Source organism: Andreprevotia chitinilytica DSM 18519, assembly GCF_000711875.1.
In the GTDB taxonomy this organism is placed as follows: domain Bacteria; phylum Pseudomonadota; class Gammaproteobacteria; order Burkholderiales; family Chitinibacteraceae; genus Andreprevotia; species Andreprevotia chitinilytica.
The window spans coordinates 1-17,548 of record NZ_JONM01000026.1; the positions used below are offsets into that span (position 1 = coordinate 1).

The 17,548-nt window shown below is 60.4% G+C and carries 15 protein-coding genes; 5 read left to right on the forward strand and 10 right to left on the reverse strand.

Translation table 11 applies throughout. The features are described 5' to 3' along the window. A partial coding sequence (locus tag BR41_RS19140) for an integrase core domain-containing protein (protein ID WP_035059890.1) occupies window positions 1–312 on the forward strand: 312 nt, incomplete at its 5' end. A gap of 116 nt (window positions 313–428) precedes the next feature. On the opposite strand, the gene BR41_RS19145 is transcribed toward BR41_RS19140, so the two are convergent. Further along, on the reverse strand, window positions 429–2,720 hold the full coding sequence (locus BR41_RS19145; protein WP_051711385.1) for an ATP-binding protein: 2,292 nt from the start codon (window positions 2,718–2,720) through the stop codon (window positions 429–431). Between the two features lie 503 nt (window positions 2,721–3,223). Here BR41_RS19145 and BR41_RS23205 point away from each other — a divergent pair. The 4 genes from BR41_RS23205 to BR41_RS19165 all read left to right on the forward strand — a co-directional run bounded on the left by BR41_RS23205 (window position 3,224) and on the right by BR41_RS19165 (window position 8,397). Beyond that, window positions 3,224–3,745, forward strand: a complete 522-nt coding sequence (locus tag BR41_RS23205) for a fimbrial protein (protein WP_051711386.1) — start codon at window positions 3,224–3,226, stop codon at window positions 3,743–3,745. A gap of 226 nt (window positions 3,746–3,971) precedes the next feature. After that, a complete protein-coding gene (locus tag BR41_RS19155) occupies window positions 3,972–4,691 on the forward strand; it encodes a fimbrial biogenesis chaperone (RefSeq protein ID WP_051711387.1) in 720 nt (239 codons plus the stop codon). Next, on the forward strand, window positions 4,688–7,408 hold the full coding sequence (locus BR41_RS19160; protein ID WP_051711388.1) for a fimbria/pilus outer membrane usher protein: 2,721 nt from the start codon (window positions 4,688–4,690) through the stop codon (window positions 7,406–7,408). The genes BR41_RS19155 and BR41_RS19160 overlap by 4 nt, the downstream gene beginning before the upstream one ends. Next, window positions 7,405–8,397 carry a fimbrial protein gene (locus tag BR41_RS19165; RefSeq protein WP_084187433.1) on the forward strand — a complete coding sequence of 331 codons (993 nt, stop codon included), beginning with the start codon at window positions 7,405–7,407 and terminating at the stop codon, window positions 8,395–8,397. The genes BR41_RS19160 and BR41_RS19165 overlap by 4 nt, the downstream gene beginning before the upstream one ends. Before the next feature lie 86 nt (window positions 8,398–8,483). On the opposite strand, the gene BR41_RS19170 is transcribed toward BR41_RS19165, so the two are convergent. The 9 genes from BR41_RS19170 to BR41_RS19210 form a co-directional block, all read right to left on the reverse strand. Further along, entirely contained in the window at window positions 8,484–8,819 is a 336-nt protein-coding gene (locus BR41_RS19170; RefSeq protein WP_035060276.1) for a YgiW/YdeI family stress tolerance OB fold protein, read from the reverse strand. Between the two features lie 209 nt (window positions 8,820–9,028). Continuing rightward, a complete protein-coding gene (prfA, locus tag BR41_RS19175) occupies window positions 9,029–10,108 on the reverse strand; it encodes a peptide chain release factor 1 (RefSeq protein WP_035060279.1) in 1,080 nt (359 codons plus the stop codon). Next, window positions 10,105–11,364: a glutamyl-tRNA reductase gene (gene hemA, locus BR41_RS19180; RefSeq protein WP_035060282.1), complete on the reverse strand. Its 1,260-nt coding sequence runs from the start codon at window positions 11,362–11,364 to the stop codon at window positions 10,105–10,107. Before hemA ends, prfA begins: the two co-directional genes overlap by 4 nt. A 151-nt stretch (window positions 11,365–11,515) precedes the next feature. Beyond that, a complete protein-coding gene (purD, locus tag BR41_RS19185) occupies window positions 11,516–12,790 on the reverse strand; it encodes a phosphoribosylamine--glycine ligase (protein ID WP_035060284.1) in 1,275 nt (424 codons plus the stop codon). Window positions 12,791–12,984: 194 nt separating this feature from the next. Continuing rightward, window positions 12,985–13,542: a hypothetical protein gene (locus tag BR41_RS19190; protein ID WP_035060287.1), complete on the reverse strand. Its 558-nt coding sequence runs from the start codon at window positions 13,540–13,542 to the stop codon at window positions 12,985–12,987. A 312-nt stretch (window positions 13,543–13,854) separates the two neighbouring features. Next, the gene (gene purH, locus BR41_RS19195; RefSeq protein ID WP_035060290.1) at window positions 13,855–15,417 is read right to left on the reverse strand and encodes a bifunctional phosphoribosylaminoimidazolecarboxamide formyltransferase/IMP cyclohydrolase; all 1,563 of its coding nucleotides are present in this window, start codon (window positions 15,415–15,417) and stop codon (window positions 13,855–13,857) included. A 25-nt stretch (window positions 15,418–15,442) separates the two neighbouring features. After that, the gene (locus BR41_RS19200; RefSeq protein ID WP_444541692.1) at window positions 15,443–15,682 is read right to left on the reverse strand and encodes a helix-turn-helix domain-containing protein; all 240 of its coding nucleotides are present in this window, start codon (window positions 15,680–15,682) and stop codon (window positions 15,443–15,445) included. Between the two features lie 58 nt (window positions 15,683–15,740). Then, entirely contained in the window at window positions 15,741–16,745 is a 1,005-nt protein-coding gene (gene dusB / locus BR41_RS19205; protein WP_035060293.1) for a tRNA dihydrouridine synthase DusB, read from the reverse strand. 114 nt (window positions 16,746–16,859) lie between these two features. After that, window positions 16,860–17,504, reverse strand: a complete 645-nt coding sequence (locus BR41_RS19210; RefSeq protein WP_035060296.1) for a glutathione S-transferase family protein — start codon at window positions 17,502–17,504, stop codon at window positions 16,860–16,862. Window positions 17,505–17,548 lie beyond the last annotated feature (44 nt).

The following is a 17,548-nucleotide window of genomic DNA, read 5'->3' on the forward strand; positions in this document are numbered from 1 at the left end:
CGTGGAAGTCAGTACGCCAGCGCGGCCTACCAGGCGTTGCTGCAGCGGCATGGCGTGGTGTGCAGCATGAGCCGCAAGGGCAATTGCTGGGACAACGCGGTGATGGAGCGCTTCTTCCTGAATTTGAAGATGGAACGGGTCTGGCAGCGCGACTACGCCAACCCGGCGGAAGCGGTGCGTGATGTGACGGATTACATCGTGGGCTTTTACAACAGCCTGCGGCTGCATTCCAAACTGGGTTACCGGCCACCCTCCGTGTTTGAGCGGGAATCGGCTGGCAACGCACCTAGTGGGGTGTCCGGGGAAAGTTGACCACTACAAGGGTTAGGGAGAGGGTGTTGAAAAGGATCCTGGCGCTGAAATACTCAACACCGCAGGCCCTCACCCCCAGCCCCTCTCCCACAAGTATGAGAGGGGAGCAAGTCCCCCTACCCCAACTCCACCATCGTCACCGGCAAGGTGATGTGAAACACCGATCCCTTCCCCACTTCGCTCGTCACGCTCACCGTACCGCCATGTCGTTCGATCACAGTTTTGACGAAAGGCAGGCCGAGGCCAACGCCGCTGCGTGCCTGGTGATCCACGCCAACCTGGAAGAACGGCTCGAACAGGTGTGGCATGGCTTCGGCGGGGATGCCTTCGCCTTGGTCGGCGATATCGATGGCGACGTGGCCGGGCAGATCGGCGATATCGCGCTGGATCGACACGGTAATCGTGGTATCTGGCGAGGAGTACTTGATCGCGTTGTCGATGATGTTAATCAGCGAACGCATGAGCATGTCGCGATTGGCGAGCACGAAGACATCGTTGCCATCGAGATCCGGGCCTTGTAGCTCGATGGACTTCTGTTCGGCCGAAGCGCTGATGTTATCGACCGTTTCATCGACCAGATCGAACAGCGGCACCGGGGCGAAATCGGCGGTATCGAGGTGCTCGGCGCGAGAGAGCTGCATGAAGTCTTGCGCCACGTTCAGGCTGTAATCGACCAGCCGGCGCAGCTCGCCGACGAATTTCTCATCTTGTGGCGGCGCATCGGGGCCGGCTTTGGCGTTTTGTGCTTCAAGCAACGCCAGAATGGTGGTGAGCGGATTGCGCAAGTCATGCGCCATGTGACGCAGCACTTGGCGGTCGTGCGTGACGGTTTCCTTGACGCCAGCGATGTCGACCAGACAAATCAGGTTCGATTCGCTTTTCTCGTTTTCCAGCGGCGTGAACGGCACGCACAGCAGCAAGTGCGCCATGCCATTCAGCTCCATCTCGATGCCGCCCTCGGCCGCTTCGGCGCGATGGTTGACGAGCAATTGCTGGATGGCGGGGATGGTCACGGCGGCCGGCTCGTGGGGATCGTCACCAGCATGCTTGAGCGAGAAATCCTTGCCCAGCACCTGCGATGCCTTGTCATTCCACAACACGATGCGACCGTTTTGCTCCAGAAAGATCGGATACGGCAACAGGTTGATCACATTCACATAGGCTTCTTGCCAGGAGCGAATCTGGCGCATGGCCTGGCTGATTTCCTCGCGCGAGTCCGCCACGGGCTGCGGCGTGCTGGCCGGGGCGTTGGGGTCGAAGCCGACCGCGGAAGAAATCTCGCGCAGCTCGCCAATCTCGCGCCGCAACAGCCGATAGGTGCTGGTCAGCCGGGCCCAGGCGAACGTGGCGTAGATCAGCGTGCCGGTCGCGATGATCGCGCCGACGGGCAGCCAGATATGCCATCCACCCAGCAGCGCGGTTGCGGCCGACAACACGCCAGCCCCCCATAGCAACGCAAACCAGTGCATCTTGCGACCCGGCGCGAAGATACAGATCGCCAGCATGATCAGCGCAAGCACTGCGTAGGCAGCCTGCTGGAGCCAGCGCGGCACTTCGCGCACCAGATTACCGTCGAGCAGGGAATCAGCAAGCAGCGCATCGAGCTGCGCCCGGCTGAGCGATTGCATGTTGAGCGATGAAATCTGGAACTCGCCTCCGGCCTCGTAGACGGAGTGGCCTACAAACACCAGTTTGTTGCGGAAGGTCTGCGGCGGCACTTGACCATTGAGCACATCGATATAGGAGTACTGAGCCACGCCCTGCAGGCCGGGCAGCATCAGCAGCAACGATGCGGTCAGTTCGGTATCGACCGAGAGCGCTTGCTCGCACACGTACGACTGCAACTTGCCGCCGGGCACGTGCAAACCCGCAACGCGGATGGCCTCCAGAGCGACGTGAGGAAAGCGTTTCGGGCCGATCTGCACATAAGGCACGATGCCGGTCACGGTGCCGTAATGGCCGATGGCGACCTCGTGATGCCCTACGCCAGCCACACCGCTGCATATGGCCGGCGATGAGCGCAGCAGCGGCTTGCCGCTGGGGCCGGCTTCACCCGAAGGCACTGGCAACACCACCCGGCCATTGCGATGCACCGCATCGGCAAAGTCGAAATCATCCTCCCCGGCACCGGGGAAAAGCATATCGAAGGTAACGCTGGAAGCCTGGTTCAGCCGGTCGATCAGCCGGGCATGCACGGTACGCTGGAAGATGGCCTCGGTGCCCAAGGCGCGAATCGTTTTCGCGTCGATATTGATCACCGCCACCTTGCCGGTGCCGGGCCGCGCAAAAAAGCGGGTGACGAAATCGAAATGAACCTTGTCGAAAGAGCCGAACAGCACCTGGGATTCCGGCATGCCAGCCACTACAGCGGCCACCAGCACAACCAACACGCTGATCACGCGAGCCATTCGCCACTTTGGCAACCAGAGGAACAGGGAATCTCGCAAGGGCATCAGGCAGGAATCTCTAACAACGGGGACAAGGTCTGGACGCTATGCCGGCCCACGCAAATCACGCCAAAGTGACGGATTGCTGACGTGACCCATTCTATCTATTCCAAACATTCTTGAACAAATTTCAAGCCGGATCAGATTCGGGTCAATATCAAGCACACCCGGCATCATCTTACGGGTACGTAGCCCGGACGGCTTGGCCGGCCGGGGTGGCATCGCACCAAAGATTATTCCGGCAGCCCCTCCGATCACTCAGCGCCCCCGGCCGGCCAAGCCGTCCGGGCTACAGACCCCCTCCCCCCTCACCCCTCACCCCTATTGATATTCCGTTTAGGTTTTTTCACTTCGCATAAGCCCCCTCCCAGAATGTCCCCATGCCAAGCGATTTCCTCGCCCGGGAGATCAAAAGGCAGCCATTTTCAACCGACATTCGGGAGTCCATCCAAATGAAACCGAGTATGAAACTAACCGCCCTCAGCCTCTTGGTCGTGGCTGGCGTGTGCATGCACGTTGCCCATGCCGCCAGTGCTGATTCAGGCACGATCCAGTTCAACGGCAAGGTGCTCGATACCACCTGCACCATCGATAACAACGCGCTCACGGTCGATATGGGCACAGTCGGCGCCGATTCATTCAAGACTGCAGGCACTACCGGCCCGGACAAGCTGTTCTCGATCGATCTCAGTGGCTGCAACGCCGCGTTGAATGGTGTGAAAGTCCAACTCACCGGCAACGCCGATGGCACCGTCCCCGACGACCTGAGTGTCGGCACGACCGCAAGTGATGCAAAAGGCATTGCCATTGCGCTGCAGGACGCGACCCACAACAAGCCAGTGGCGATCAACTCGACGACCGACGAATTCAAACTCGGCGAAACCACGGCCAAGCTGCAGTTCGCAGCGCACTACGTTTCGACCGCTCAGGCCGTGACTGCCGGCGACGCCAACGCCAATGCGCAATTCGTGCTGAATTACCGCTAAGCGGCCTGCGCTGGGCCGGGTCATACCAGCACAGTGCGGCAACGATCGGCCCTGGACAACACATCATCCCGGCCCAACCGCTCTCCCTTCCCGCTGGTCGAGGCCACCGCCTCTTGACCGCGAAGGTAGAGGGCGCACGGGTGACGGGACCGTGAACACCCAATCGGTCCGGCAACCCCGCTTCAGTGGATGACATCGCTTTGATGCGATCAAGGATGACATCACCATGAAGACGAACAGCTCCACCTTGAAGACACTTTGCTCGGCGGGCCTCATCGGTCTGGCCTTGAGCGCCGTGCAGCCCGCCCAGGCCAGTATCGTGGTTGGCGCCACACGCGTGATCTTCAACCAACACGACCGAGAGGCGTCAGTGCCGATCAAGAATGTCGATACCAAGTCATTCGTGGTCCAGTCGTGGGTCGAGGCAGAAAAGCAGGGCGTCAAAGCCCCGTTTTTCATCACCCCGCCGCTGGTTCGGCTCGATCCGGGCAAGCAGAACATGTTGCGGATCTTGCATTCGCACCAGGATCTGCCGGCGGATCGGGAGTCGAAGTTCCGTCTGAACGTGAAGGAAATCCCGGAAGCCGCCGACGAGCCGAACGTGCTGCAAATTGCAGTGCGCACGCGCATCAAGCTGTTTTATCGGCCAGCCGGTTTGCAAGGTTTGCCAATGGATGCGCCCAGGCAATTGCAGTGGCAGGTGATCCCGAACGCAACCGGCAAGGGCGATGTGCTCAAGGTGCATAACCCGACGCCGTATTACGTGACGTTTGCCCATATCAAGGCGGGCAACGAAAACGTGCCTGATCTGGAAGACGTCGCTCCGTTTGCCGATAGCATCCAGCCGCTCAAGCAGCACGCGCCCGCTTCGGAGCCGATCAGCTTTGCCACCATCAACGATTTTGGCGCAACGATTGAGCAGGACGTTGCGCACGCCGCGCCATGAACACCCTGCGCCATCCGCGTCCGGCATCCCGCCCTCGGCTGATATCCCGCCTGTTGCTTGCCGCCACCTTGGCGTTGGGCCTGGCTGGCACCGGCAGCGCGGCGGAGCTGGTGCTGGATGCCGCACCGGAAGGCATGACCGCGACCGCCCAGTTGCCCACCCTGCCTACCGATACTGCATCCACCGCCGCGACGACGCAGACGGCTGCCGTGCACCCGGCGCACAAGCGTTTCAACGCGCGCTTTCTGGCGCTCGGCGATAGTGAGGATGAGGCGGAGCAAGTCAGCGATACCGATCTGGCCGCGCTTGCAGATGGCAACGTCGCCACGCCCGGCGTCCACCGGATCGAGGTGATGCTGAACGACGAACGCGCCGGCATGCACGACATCCTGTTCCGTGCACGTGCCGCGGCAGGTGCGGCACCCTGTGTCACCCCGGCTTTGCTGGACAAGATCGGTGTGAATCTGTCTGCGTTTCCGGCTTTGGAAAATGTGCAGCCAGACGAATGCGTCGAAAAGATCGCCATGCCCGCCACCTACGTGGCTTATGACGCGGATACGCAGCATTTGAACCTGACCGTACCGAACGCGATGCTCAAGCATGTTGCGCGGGGCACGGTCGATTCATCGCAGTGGCAGAACGGCATCAACGCTGCGCTGTTCGATTACCGCGTGAGCGGCGCCAAGGATTTCGCCGCGTCGGATAGCAGCGTCAGCAGCTTGCAGTGGTATGCCTCACTGCGCTCCGGCCTGAATGTTGGCCCGTGGCGCTTGCGCAGCAATGCCTCGCTCAATCGCGATAGCACGGGCACCAAGCTGCAGATGCAGAATATCTATGCCCGCCGCGCCATCACCTCGCTCAAGGGCCAATTGACCTTGGGCGATGCGGTCACCGCCAGCGATCTCTTCGATAGCGTGCCGTTCCGCGGCGTGCAGCTGGAATCGGACGATTCGATGCAGCCGGATAGCCTGCAAGGTTACGCACCGGTCATTCGCGGCATCGCGCAAAGTCATGCCAAGGTGGAAATCCGCCAGAACGGTTTTCTGGTCTACAGCACCTACGTGCCACCCGGCCCGTTCCGCATCGACGACATGTACCCGACGGCCTCGAATGCCGACATGCAGGTGACCATCACCGAAGCCGATGGTCGCCAGCATGGTTTCACCCAGCCGTATGCGCGGATTCCGTCGCTGCTGCGCGAGGGCGCCTGGCATTACAGCGCCACCGCCGGCCAATTACGCATTCCGGGCGCGGATCGATCACCGGCCTTTGCCGAGGCCACCGTCTCGCGTGGATTCCGCAATGAATTCACGCTGTATGGTGGTGCCATCGCCTCGCCAATCTATCAATCCGCTGCCTTTGGGGTCGCCAAGAACATGGCGGTGCTGGGCGCGTTGTCGCTCGATGTGACGCATGCACGCTCGCAAATGGCCGATGGTCATACCGAGAGCGGCCAATCGTTGCGTTTCATGTACGAAAAATCCCTCGATTCGCTCGGCACTGAATTCCGCGTGGCCGGCTTCCGTTATTCCACGCGTGGTTATCACACCTTTTCGGATGTGGTGCAGCCGCTGAACACCGATCCATTCACGCTGCCGACGCTGAACGCGCGCGACCGGATCGAAACCAATATCTCGCAGAATCTGGGCGGCGCAGGCGCGATGTATGCCTCGTTCACGCAACAGGGGTACTGGAATCAGGGCGGCAAGGATCGGACTCTGCAGCTGGGTTATTCCAACAGCTACAAGAAGATTCCCTACAGCCTGAACCTGAGTTTCGACCGCCGCGCGGACGGTTCATCCAGCCGGATGATTTCGCTCAATGTGTCGATCCCGCTCGGCAAGGAGCCGACCAGCGCCAACGGCAATGCCAGCTATGCGACTGCATCTCTGGTGTCCGGCAGCGATGGCCTGCGGGAAAGCACCGGCGTGAGCGGCACCTTGCTGGACAACCATGCACTGAGCTACAGCGTGCACGCCGACAATAGCGACACCAGCGGCGTGAGTGGTGGCGCGAACCTGAGTTATCGCAGCGGCATCGGTGAGTTCGGCATCGCACACAACCAGTCGCGCACCCAGTCGCAAACCTCGGTCGAAGCCGCAGGCGGCATGATCATCCACGGCAATGGCATCACGCTGTCGCAACCACTGGGCGAAACCGTGGCACTGGTCGCCGCGCCCGGTGCCGCCGGCGTCGGCATTGAAAACAACACCGGTGTGCATACCGATGCCCGTGGTTATGCGGTGGTGCCGAACCTGACGCCGTACCGCATGAACCGCGTCACGCTGCATACCGCCGATCTGGGTCGCCAGCTGGAAGTGAAGACCGCCACCCGCATGATCGCCCCAACGCGCGGTGCAATCGTGCTGACCGACTTCAAGGTATCGACCGGCCGGATGCTGCTGAATATCAAGCAGGACAACGGCAAGCCTGCTCCGTTTGGCGCTCGTATCTTTGCCGGCGTGCACGATGAAGTCGGCATGGTCGGCCCGGATGGCCAGGGCTTCGTGAGCGGTGCCGGCAACCACGGCGTGCTGAGCGTGCGCTGGGGCAAGCAACTCAAGAATCAGTGCGAATTGAATTTCGACGCCACCGTCATCCACAAAAGCGAGGACTTCCCGGAAATCGATGCGGTCTGCCATCCGCCCAAGGTAGGAGCTGTATCGACCGCCGCTGCGCCGCAAAACGCTACGCCTTCCAAGGAGCGCGTGTCATGACTGTTAGAACTCTCTTCGGCAAGGCTCTCTTCGACGCGGGGTTGCTACGCCGTCTTCTCATCATGCTGGGTTTCGCGCTGCTCTCTGCACGGGCCTACGCCGTTTGCTATGTGCCGACCGGCGATTTCGATCCGCTCGAATTCGGCGCCGTCATGGCGGATGCATCCATCCCCATCGGCGCGCACCTTAACGTGCCAAGAACGTGGGATTTATCCATCAGGTGTGACAAAAAAGCGTCCGGCGACCCCGAACCGGAGCAATTGGATATATCACCCGCTTATGGCATCAGAACGGGTACGGATATGTGGAATACGACACTGTCAGGCGTGGCAATGCGCGTCTACCTGGATGAAACGGTGATCAGCGGCATCAACCACACCAGGTTCCCCCACCCCGGCGATGGCACCACCCAGATTCATCGCATGGCCATCGAATTGATCAAGGTTGGCCCGGTCCGGCCATCGCATTTCACGCCAAACATTTTCACGCTCACCGCCACACCCGCCGGTAGCAGCACAGTGACACTGGGCACCAAGCGCATCGTGGGGACATGGTTCCCCGGCATCGCTTGCACGGTGGATGCGGGGTCGCAAAACAAGGAGGTCGACTTCGGCATTGTCACGCCAGCGTCATTCAGCGGTATTGGATCAACTGCTGCGCAACGGCAACTTCAGCTACTACTGCATTGCGACAACATCGACGATCCGATTCCAACTCCCCTTTCGATCAAATTCGATGGCGTCGCCGTGAATGGGCATCGGGATTTGCTGCAAGTTGATGGCGACCAACCCGCCACCGGCATCGGGATTCGTGTGAAATCCGCCGATACGGGCACGCCGTTTACCCTGAAAACATGGAATAGCCTTGGCATAACAGGAAATGAGCATAACAAGTACCTCAACCTGCAAGCCGAGTACTACCAATACGCCGATCAGATCACGCCGGGCGATGCCAATGGGACGATGACATTCACCATTGATATGCGCTGATCCCAAAGACGCTTTCAGCGCTGATGATGGACGCGAAAACGGCGCACCGGGGTGCGCCGTTTATTGCTGGTTAACCGGGAACTGGATTAACGCAGGATTTCGATCTGATCGACTTCGACATCAATGCCGCGCCAATCGCGATCCACTTCACCGGTCAGGCGCACACGTGTTTGCGGTGTGATCTCGCCGGCGGGCCATTTATCGTGATCGACCTCGATCTTGATCGTGCCACTGGCGTCCTGGAAATCGTAGTGTTTCTTGTCGTGCTGACGAACGATTTTGCCTTCCAGCACCACCATCGTCTTATCGGCCGCCTTGCCGGCTTCCACCACGCTGGTGACCGTCGCGCCACCGGGGCCGACAAACCCGGCCATGGCGACCGATGCAGCGAACAAGCTCGCCAACAGAATGATTTTCTTCATATTGCCTCCGACGCGGGTAAACGCGTTTGGGCGGCATGCGGGGGGGTGTAGTTCCGGCTGCGGTATTTTTAAGGGAAGGCTGATCCGCCTGAGAAATCGGCAGACGTAGATGTAGGAGCGAGCTTGCTCGCGATGACACCGGTTAATCCAACGCAGCAATCGCGAGCAAGCTCGCTCCTACATTTTAGAAGCAGGCCTGCGGATAGACCTCAGTCGCCGCCCAGCGCCGCCAACAATTCAGCCTGCTGCTCATTCACCAGCGCCTGCGTCAAATCCTCCAGATCGCCATCCATGATCTGATCCAGCTTGTAGAGCGTGAGGTTGATGCGGTGATCGGTCATCCGCCCTTGCGGGAAGTTGTAGGTGCGGATGCGCTCGGAGCGATCGCCGGAGCCGACCAGCGATTTGCGCGTAGCCGCTTCTGCAGCATGGCGTTCACGGTCTTGCACGTCCTTGATCCGCGCAGCGAGCACCGCCAGGGCGCGAGCCTTGTTCTTGTGCTGGCTGCGGTCGTCCTGGCACTCGACGACGATACCGGTCGGCAAGTGCGTGACGCGCACAGCCGAGTCGGTCTTGTTGATATGCTGCCCGCCCGCGCCGCTGGCCCGGAAAGTATCGATGCGCAGCTCGGACGGATTAATGTTGATTTCTTCGGCTTCATCCGCTTCCGGCATCACGGCCACGGTGCAGGCCGAGGTATGAATGCGCCCTTGTGCTTCAGTCGCCGGCACACGCTGCACACGATGGCCGCCGGATTCGAACTTGAGGCGCGAATACGCGCCAAAGCCAACAATGCGAGCGATCACTTCCTTGTAGCCGCCGAGGTCAGATTCACTGGCCGAAATCACTTCCACTTGCCAGCGATTGCGCTCGGCGTAACGCGTGTACATGCGGAACAGGTCAGCGGCGAACAGCGCCGATTCGTCACCGCCCGTACCAGCGCGGACTTCCAGGAAGATATTGCGCTCGTCGTTCGGGTCTTTGGGCAGTAGCGCTTTTTGCAGATCGAGTTCCAGCGCTTCAATGCGGGCCTTGCCGGAGGCAATTTCCTCTTCGGCCATTTCCTTCATATCCGGGTCGGCCAGCAGTTCTTGCGCGGTAGCGATATCGGCTTCGGCCTGGCGGAATTCGTTGAACAGCGCGACAACCGGCTCCAGCTCGGCGTGTTCACGCGTGAGCTTGCGGTATTGATCCATATCGCGCGTGGCCTCTTCGGTGGCGAGCAGCGCGCCGACTTCTTCGAGGCGGTCTTTCAGTTGGGCTAATTTGCTAAAGATCGATGGTTTCATTCGTTGTCTTCCAGCGGCAGCCGATGAAGCCGGCGGGTGGCCGCTGCGAGTTGTTCTTGTTCGTGTGGCGCGGCGGCGTTAAGCGTGGCGAGCGGAGCGTGCAGGAATTTGGCGGCGAGTTGTTCGGCCAGGCGCTCCAGGACTTCCTCAGCGTTATCGCCGGCGGCAATGCGTTTCTTGGCGCGGGCCAATTCGTGGCGGGCGATGCGGTCGGTGTGATCGCGCAGCTCGCGGATGGTCGGCACTAGACTGCGGGTGGCGAGCCATTGGTGAAATTCGTCCACGCCCTCTTCCACCAGCACTTCGGCGGCTTCGACTTCACTCTCGCGGGAGGCCATGCCTTGGCGGACGATTTCAGAGAGGTCGTCGACGGTGTAGAGATAGACGTCCGACAGCTCGGCGACTTCGCCTTCGATATCACGCGGCACCGCCAGATCGACCATGAAAATCGGCCGGTGTTTGCGCACCTTGAGCGCCCGCTCGACCATGCCTTTGCCGATGATGGGCAGCGGCGAGGCGGTGGAGCTGACGACGATATCGAACTCGGCCAAGCGGGCACTGATGTCGTTCAGCAACATGGCTTCTCCGCCATGTTGCGCAGCCAGTTTCTCGGCGCGTTCCAGCGTGCGGTTGGCGACAACGATGCGGGCAGGTTTCTCGCCGGCAAAGTGGGTGGCGCACAGCTCGATCATCTCGCCCGCGCCAACGAACAACACCTTGCAATCGGCAATCGACGAAAACAGCCGCTCAGCCATCTTCACCGAAGCCGCCGCCATTGAGACCGAGGCCGCACCGATCTTCGTTTCGGTACGCACGGTCTTGGCAACCTGAAAGGCCCGCTTGAACAAACCGTTGAGCAGCACGCCCAGGCTGCCGGCCTCGCGGGCGACTCTTTCGGCATCCTTGAGCTGGCCAAGAATCTGCGTTTCACCCACCACCATCGAATCGAGCCCGGCGGCGACGCGGAAGGCGTGGCGGCTGGCGGCATCGTTTTCGAGTTGATACAGGTGTTGGGAGATTTCTTCGACCGGCCGACCACGCTGCGCCGCAAACCAACCCAGCACCGCATCCGCCTCGCGGGCGTTGCAGTACAGCTCGGTGCGATTACAGGTGGAGACGATAGCGGCCTCGGCAACGCCCTTCACTTGCGACAACTCCACCAGCGCGCCTTCCAGCTCGGCCGGCGTAAAAGCCAGCCGTTCGCGCACCGCAAGCGGTGCAGTCTGGTGGTTGACGCCAAGGACGAGCAGTTTCATCGGAGCGATGCGGAACGATCTAAAAGGAAAGGGTTTTATTCTACGCCGCGGCTAGCGGATACCACGTCCGGGATAGCGTGAATCCGGGCGTATGCCAAACAATTACAGGCCAGTGCCCGTTGATCACGAGCCCGGCCTGCAGGAGATGGCGCTATTTACGCGTAATCGCGCGCCAGCCGATGTCCTTGCGGAACTGCATGCCATCGAAATGCACGTCGGCCACCAGTTCATAAGCGCGTTTCTGCGCCAGCTTGAAGGTTTCACCAAAAGCCGTCGCACAGAGCACGCGACCGCCGCTGGTGATCGCTGCACCGTCGGCGTTCTGGGTCGTGCCGGCGTGGAAGATGTGGCCATCTTCGTACTTTTTGTCCAGGCCGGTGATCACGTCGCCTTTGCGGGGCGTTTCCGGGTAATTGGCCGCAGCCAGCACCACACCCAGCGCCACGCGGCGATCCCATTCGGCTTCGGCCTGATCGAGCGTGCCGTTGACGCCATGCTCCAGCAGCACAACGAAATCGGACTTGAGCCGCAGCATGATCGGCTGGGTTTCGGGGTCGCCGAAACGGCAATTGAATTCGACCACTTTCACCGCGCCATCCGCGCTGACCATCAGGCCGGCGTAGAGGAAGCCGGTGAACTCGACGCCATCTTTCGCCATGCCGGCGACGGTAGGCAGAATCACCTCACGCATGGCGCGGGCGTGCACTTCTGGCGTCACCACCGGTGCCGGGCTGTATGCGCCCATGCCACCGGTGTTCGGGCCTTCGTCGTTGTCCAACAGACGTTTGTGATCCTGGCTGGAGGCCATCGGCAACACGTTCTTGCCATCGACCATGACGATGAAGCTGGCTTCTTCGCCCTCCAGAAACTCTTCGATCACCACGCGGGCGCCAGCATCGCCGAACTTGTTGTCGGCCAGCATCATCTCGATGGCGGCGTGGGCTTCGTCCAGCGTCAGCGCCACAACGACGCCCTTGCCGGCAGCCAGACCGTCAGCCTTGATGACGATCGGCGCGCCCTTGGCGTTGACGTAGTCATGCGCTGCGGCGGCATCGCCGAAGGTTTCGTAATCAGCGGTGGGAATGCCGTGGCGCTTCATGAACGCCTTGGCGAAATCCTTCGACCATTCGAGCTGGGCGGCAGCGCGAGTCGGGCCGAACACCTTGAGGCCAGCGACACGGAAAGCATCGACCACACCTTGCGACAACGGCGCTTCCGGGCCGACGACCGTGAGCGAGACGTTTTCACGCTTGGCGAATTCGACCAGATCGGGAATCGCCGTCACATCGACATTGGTCAGTTCTCTTTCCAGCGCCGTGCCCGCATTGCCCGGCGCGACGAACACCTTGCCGACGCGCTCACTCTGGGCAATTTTCCACGCCAACGCGTGCTCGCGGCCACCCGAGCCGATGACGAGAATATTCATTACAAATCCTTAGTTAGAAACGAACCGCGTTGGCACCGCGAATAAAACCTTGCTGATTAGGCGACGACCGCCGGGCACCACAAATCTGCTGGTGTCGTGCGCAAACCCCTTCTGGCTAGGCATGCGAAGCGCAGACAGTACAACTCGTACGGCAAGCGAGCATAACAACGCCAGAAGGGGTTTGCGCATGACACCTATTCGAGTTCGATGCGACCGAATAGGTAGCCCACATTGCCATGATTCAAGCCCCCGCCCAGCTTGGGCAGGAAGGTACCCAGCAGCGAGAAACGATCAACCTTGACGGTCACGAGCGGAAACGCAACCGGGAACGGCACGCCGGAGAGGATATCGTGCCGGTGCGTCAGGCCAATGGTATAGCCGCCGCCAAGCTTCACCGGGCCGGCGATGTCCCAATACCAGAGCCGGCCGTAGCCGATATTGATCTGCATGTCCTTGTGCGAATCAGAAAACGCCAGACCGTAGACGAAGTCTTCGTTGCCGTCCGCATCGGTCAGCTGCTTGCCGTAACCGAGGCCCCACGCCTTGTTGTTGAGTTCGGAGCGCTTTTGTTCGGTATACGTGCCCGGATCATGCCAGGCGTAGCCGGACAGATAGAGGTCGCGCTTGCCGTCGGCAAAGGTCTTGGCGATGCGCTCGCAACCACTGCCGAGCGTTTCACCCATGTTTCCGCAATCAACCGCGTAGGCGGGCAACGCCGCGACGAGGCAAAGCAGAGCGAGTAGTTTTTTCATCGGTTGTCGATCCGTGTTGATGCGTTTACCTGGAGCCCGTTTACAGTTTTTTAGTCCCGTCTCCCACGTGTGGGAGAAGGTTAGGGAGAGGATGCTAAATAGAACGCTGCGTGTTGCAGGCCCTCACCCCCGGCCCCTCTCCCATAAATGGGCGAGGGGAGAAAACCTTGCTGGCCGCGAGAATTTCTACAGGCGATTTCCATCCAAAACCGATTCGGGAGCGAGACGTGCTTGGGCGCGAAACGAGGAGCGACGTGTACTTTCGTACACGAGCGATCGAGTGACAAAGCCCAAGCGCGTCGCAGCCCCGAATCAATGGCGGAAGTGGCGGATGCCGGTTACTACCATCGCAATGCCATGCTCATCCGCCGCCGCAATCACTTCATCATCACGCACCGAGCCACCCGGCTGGATGATGGCGGCCACGCCGTTCTCGGCGATCACGTCCACACCGTCGCGGAACGGGAAGAAGGCGTCCGACGCAGCCACGGAACCACGCAAATCCAGACCAGCATTCTTAGCCTTGATCGCGGCAATCTTGGTCGAGTCGACGCGGCTCATCTGGCCTGCACCAATCCCCAACGTCTGACCCTTGCCGCAGAAGACAATCGCGTTGGATTTGACGAACTTGGCGACATTCCACGCGAACAGCAGATCCTTGAGCTGTTCCGGCGTCGGCTGTTTCTTGGTCACGACCTTGATATCGGCCAGCGTCAGCAAATGCGTATCCGGCGTTTGCACCAGCAGGCCGCCACCCACGCGCTTAAAGTCGAACTTGTTTTCGCCCGACTCGATGGCGACCGCCAGCACGCGCACGTTGACCTTCTTGGCCAAGAGTTCGAGCGCTTCCGGCGTATAGGCCGGGGCAATCAGCACTTCCATGAATTGCTTGGAGACGGCTTCGACGGTTTCGACATCGATCGGCTTGTTGAAGGCGATGATGCCGCCAAAAGCGCTGGTGGTATCAGTGGCGAAAGCGAGGCGATAAGCGTTGTAGGTGTCGTCCGCGATGGCCACACCGCACGGGTTGGCGTGCTTGACGATGACGCAGGCCGGCGCTTCGAACTGCTTGACGGCTTCCCACGCGGCATCGGCATCAGCGATGTTGTTGTAGGACAGCTCTTTACCCTGGTACTGCTTGTAGTTGGCGAGCGAGCCGGCAGCCGGGTGCAGATCGCGATAGAACGCGGCGGCCTGGTGCGGGTTTTCTCCGTAGCGCATGTCCTGCACTTTCTCGAATTGCGCATTGAGGCGGGTCGGGAAGGCGGCTTTTTCGCCGTCTTCGGTCAGCGCGGTCAGGTAATTGGAAATCGCGCCATCGTAAGCAGCGGTATGGCTGAACGCTTTCTTGGCGAGATTCTTGCGCGTGGTGAGCGTGAGGCCGCCCTGGTTGGCTTTCATCTCGTCGATCAGCGGCGCGTAGTCGCTGGCATCGGTCACGATGGCAACGTGGGCGTGGTTCTTGGCGGCGGAGCGCACCATGGTCGGGCCGCCGATGTCGATATTCTCGATGGCGTCTTCATACGAGCAACCGGGCTTGGCGACGGTGGCTTCGAACGGATACAGGTTCACACAGACCAGATCGATGTTGCCGATGCCATGCTCACGCATGGTCTGCACGTGGGCTTCCAGATCGCGCCGGCCGAGGATGCCGCCGTGAATCTTGGGGTGCAGCGTCTTCACGCGGCCATCGAGCATTTCCGGGAAGCCGGTGTAGTCGGCGACTTCGATCACCGGCACGCCGTTATCGGCGAACAGTTTGGCGGTGCCGCCGGTGGAGAGGATTTCAACGCCTTGCGCGGACAGCGCCTTGGCAAAGTCGAGGACGCCAGTCTTGTCGGAGACGCTGATCAGCGCCCGGGTGATTTTGCTCATGCTCATTCCCTGATTTACAGACGATTTACAGAAGATCGTAGGTTTGCAATTTCTTGCGCAGCGTATTGCGATTGATGCCCAACAGCTCGGCGGCACGGGTCTGGTTGCCCTCGACGCGCTCCAGCACAAGCGTCAGCAACGGCTTTTCAACTCGCGCCAGCACCATGTCGTAGACCGCGCACGGCGCTTCGCCGTCGAGGTCGTGGAAATATTGCTCCAGCGAAGTCTTGATTGCGGCGGCGATCGGATCTCCGATTGCGTCCACGGCAAAATCGCTGGCTACCTGGTTATTCATCATGCCCCCTGATACATCTCATCATTTTCTATGTTGCTTCCACGTCATACGTCAGGCGCTCGCCGGTTTGTAGCAACCGGTCAAAAAACGCCTGCGTCGCACCTTGTTGTTCTGTCGTGCTTTCCAGCTTGTACATCGCCTGGCGAAACGCGTTACCGCCGTGCAAGCCCTTGGTGTACCAGGCAATATGCTTGCGCGCGATGCGGCAGCCGGAATACTCACCATAGTGGCTGTACAACCCGTCAAGGTGCTCGATCAGCACATCGCGGATTTCCTCCACCCGTGGTGGCGGCAACGTTTCCCCCGTTGCCAGATAGTGGCCGATCTCGCGAAACAACCACGGCCGGCCTTGTGCTGCGCGGCCGATCATGATGGCGTCCGCGCCCGTTTCCCTGAGCACTTCCGCCGCCTTCTGCGGGCTGTCGATATCGCCATTGGCGATGATCGGCATCTTGCTTTGCCGCTTTACTTCCCGGATCAGCGCATAACGCGCCGCGCCGTTATACATGTCTTCCCGCGTGCGACCATGGATGGCCAACGCGGCAATGCCAGCATCAGCGGCCATCTGCGCCACGCGCAGGATATTTTCCTCGCCGTTGCAAAATCCCAGCCGCGTTTTCAGCGTGACCGGCACATCGGCCGCCTTGACGACCGATTCCAGAATCTCACCCACCAGCGCCTCGTTCTGCAGCAAAGCCGAACCCGCCAGCTTGTTGCACACCTTCTTGGCCGGACAGCCCATATTGATGTCGACGATCTGCGCGCCGTTTTCCACCTGATATCGTGCTGCTTCAGCCAATTGGGCCGGATCGGAACCGGCGATCTGCACCGAGATCGGCGCCAGCTCACCCTCGAAATCCGCCCGGCGTTGCGTCTTTTTAGTGAGGCGCAGCGACTGATCTGAGGTAATCATCTCGCTCACCGCATGCCCCGCCCCGAAACGCTTGCACAACTGCCGGAATGGCTTGTCCGTTACGCCGGCCATGGGCGCGACGATCAGGTTGTTGGCAAGTTGATACGGGCCGATGTGCATGGAAAAAGGAGCGAAGAGGAAACCGCGAAAAAGGCGCGCATTCTAACGCCTGCCTAATTTTTAGGCAACAAAAACCGCCCTGTGGAGGGCGGCATTTCAAGGTTTGTCCGAGGATCAGACTTCCGTCCAAGGCTCTGCCTGCCCTGCGGCCTCCCACGCCTTGAACGCGGGCAGGTTCAGCAGCAGATCGGCATAGGCCTGCGCCTCAGGCGGCAGTGCGATGTTGTAGGTGCGGAACCGCGTCGCCACTGGTGCGAAAAACGCATCGGCCCAGCAGAACTCACCGAACAGGAATGGCCCTCGGTCTTGATTGGAACGGGTGCCGAAACGCGCCCGGCAATCGCCCCACAACGCGACGATGCGATCAACATCCGCCTGCACTTCCGGCGTGATCGTCACGGACTTCCGTTGCGACAAATCCATATTGCACAGCGAACGCAGCGGCACGAAGCCGGCATGCATCTCGGCACAAGCGGCGCGCGCCACGGCGCGGGCTTTGGCATCAACGGGCCAAAGTTTGGCGGCAGGGAATTTTTCGGCGATGTATTCGGCAATCGCCAGCGTTTCCCAAATGGTCAGGTCGCCATCAATCAGCGCGGGCACTTTGCCGGTCGGGGTGATTTTGAGACGACGCGCTTTGCTATCCGGCTCATGGAGGTTGACCAGCACTTCCTCGAACGGGATGCCGGCATGGGTGAGGCCTAACCACGGGCGTAACGACCATGACGAGTATTTCTTGTTGCCGATGACGAGTTGCATGAAGAGTCCTTGCGACAGGTGTAATGGTGCAAGCATGCCATAAC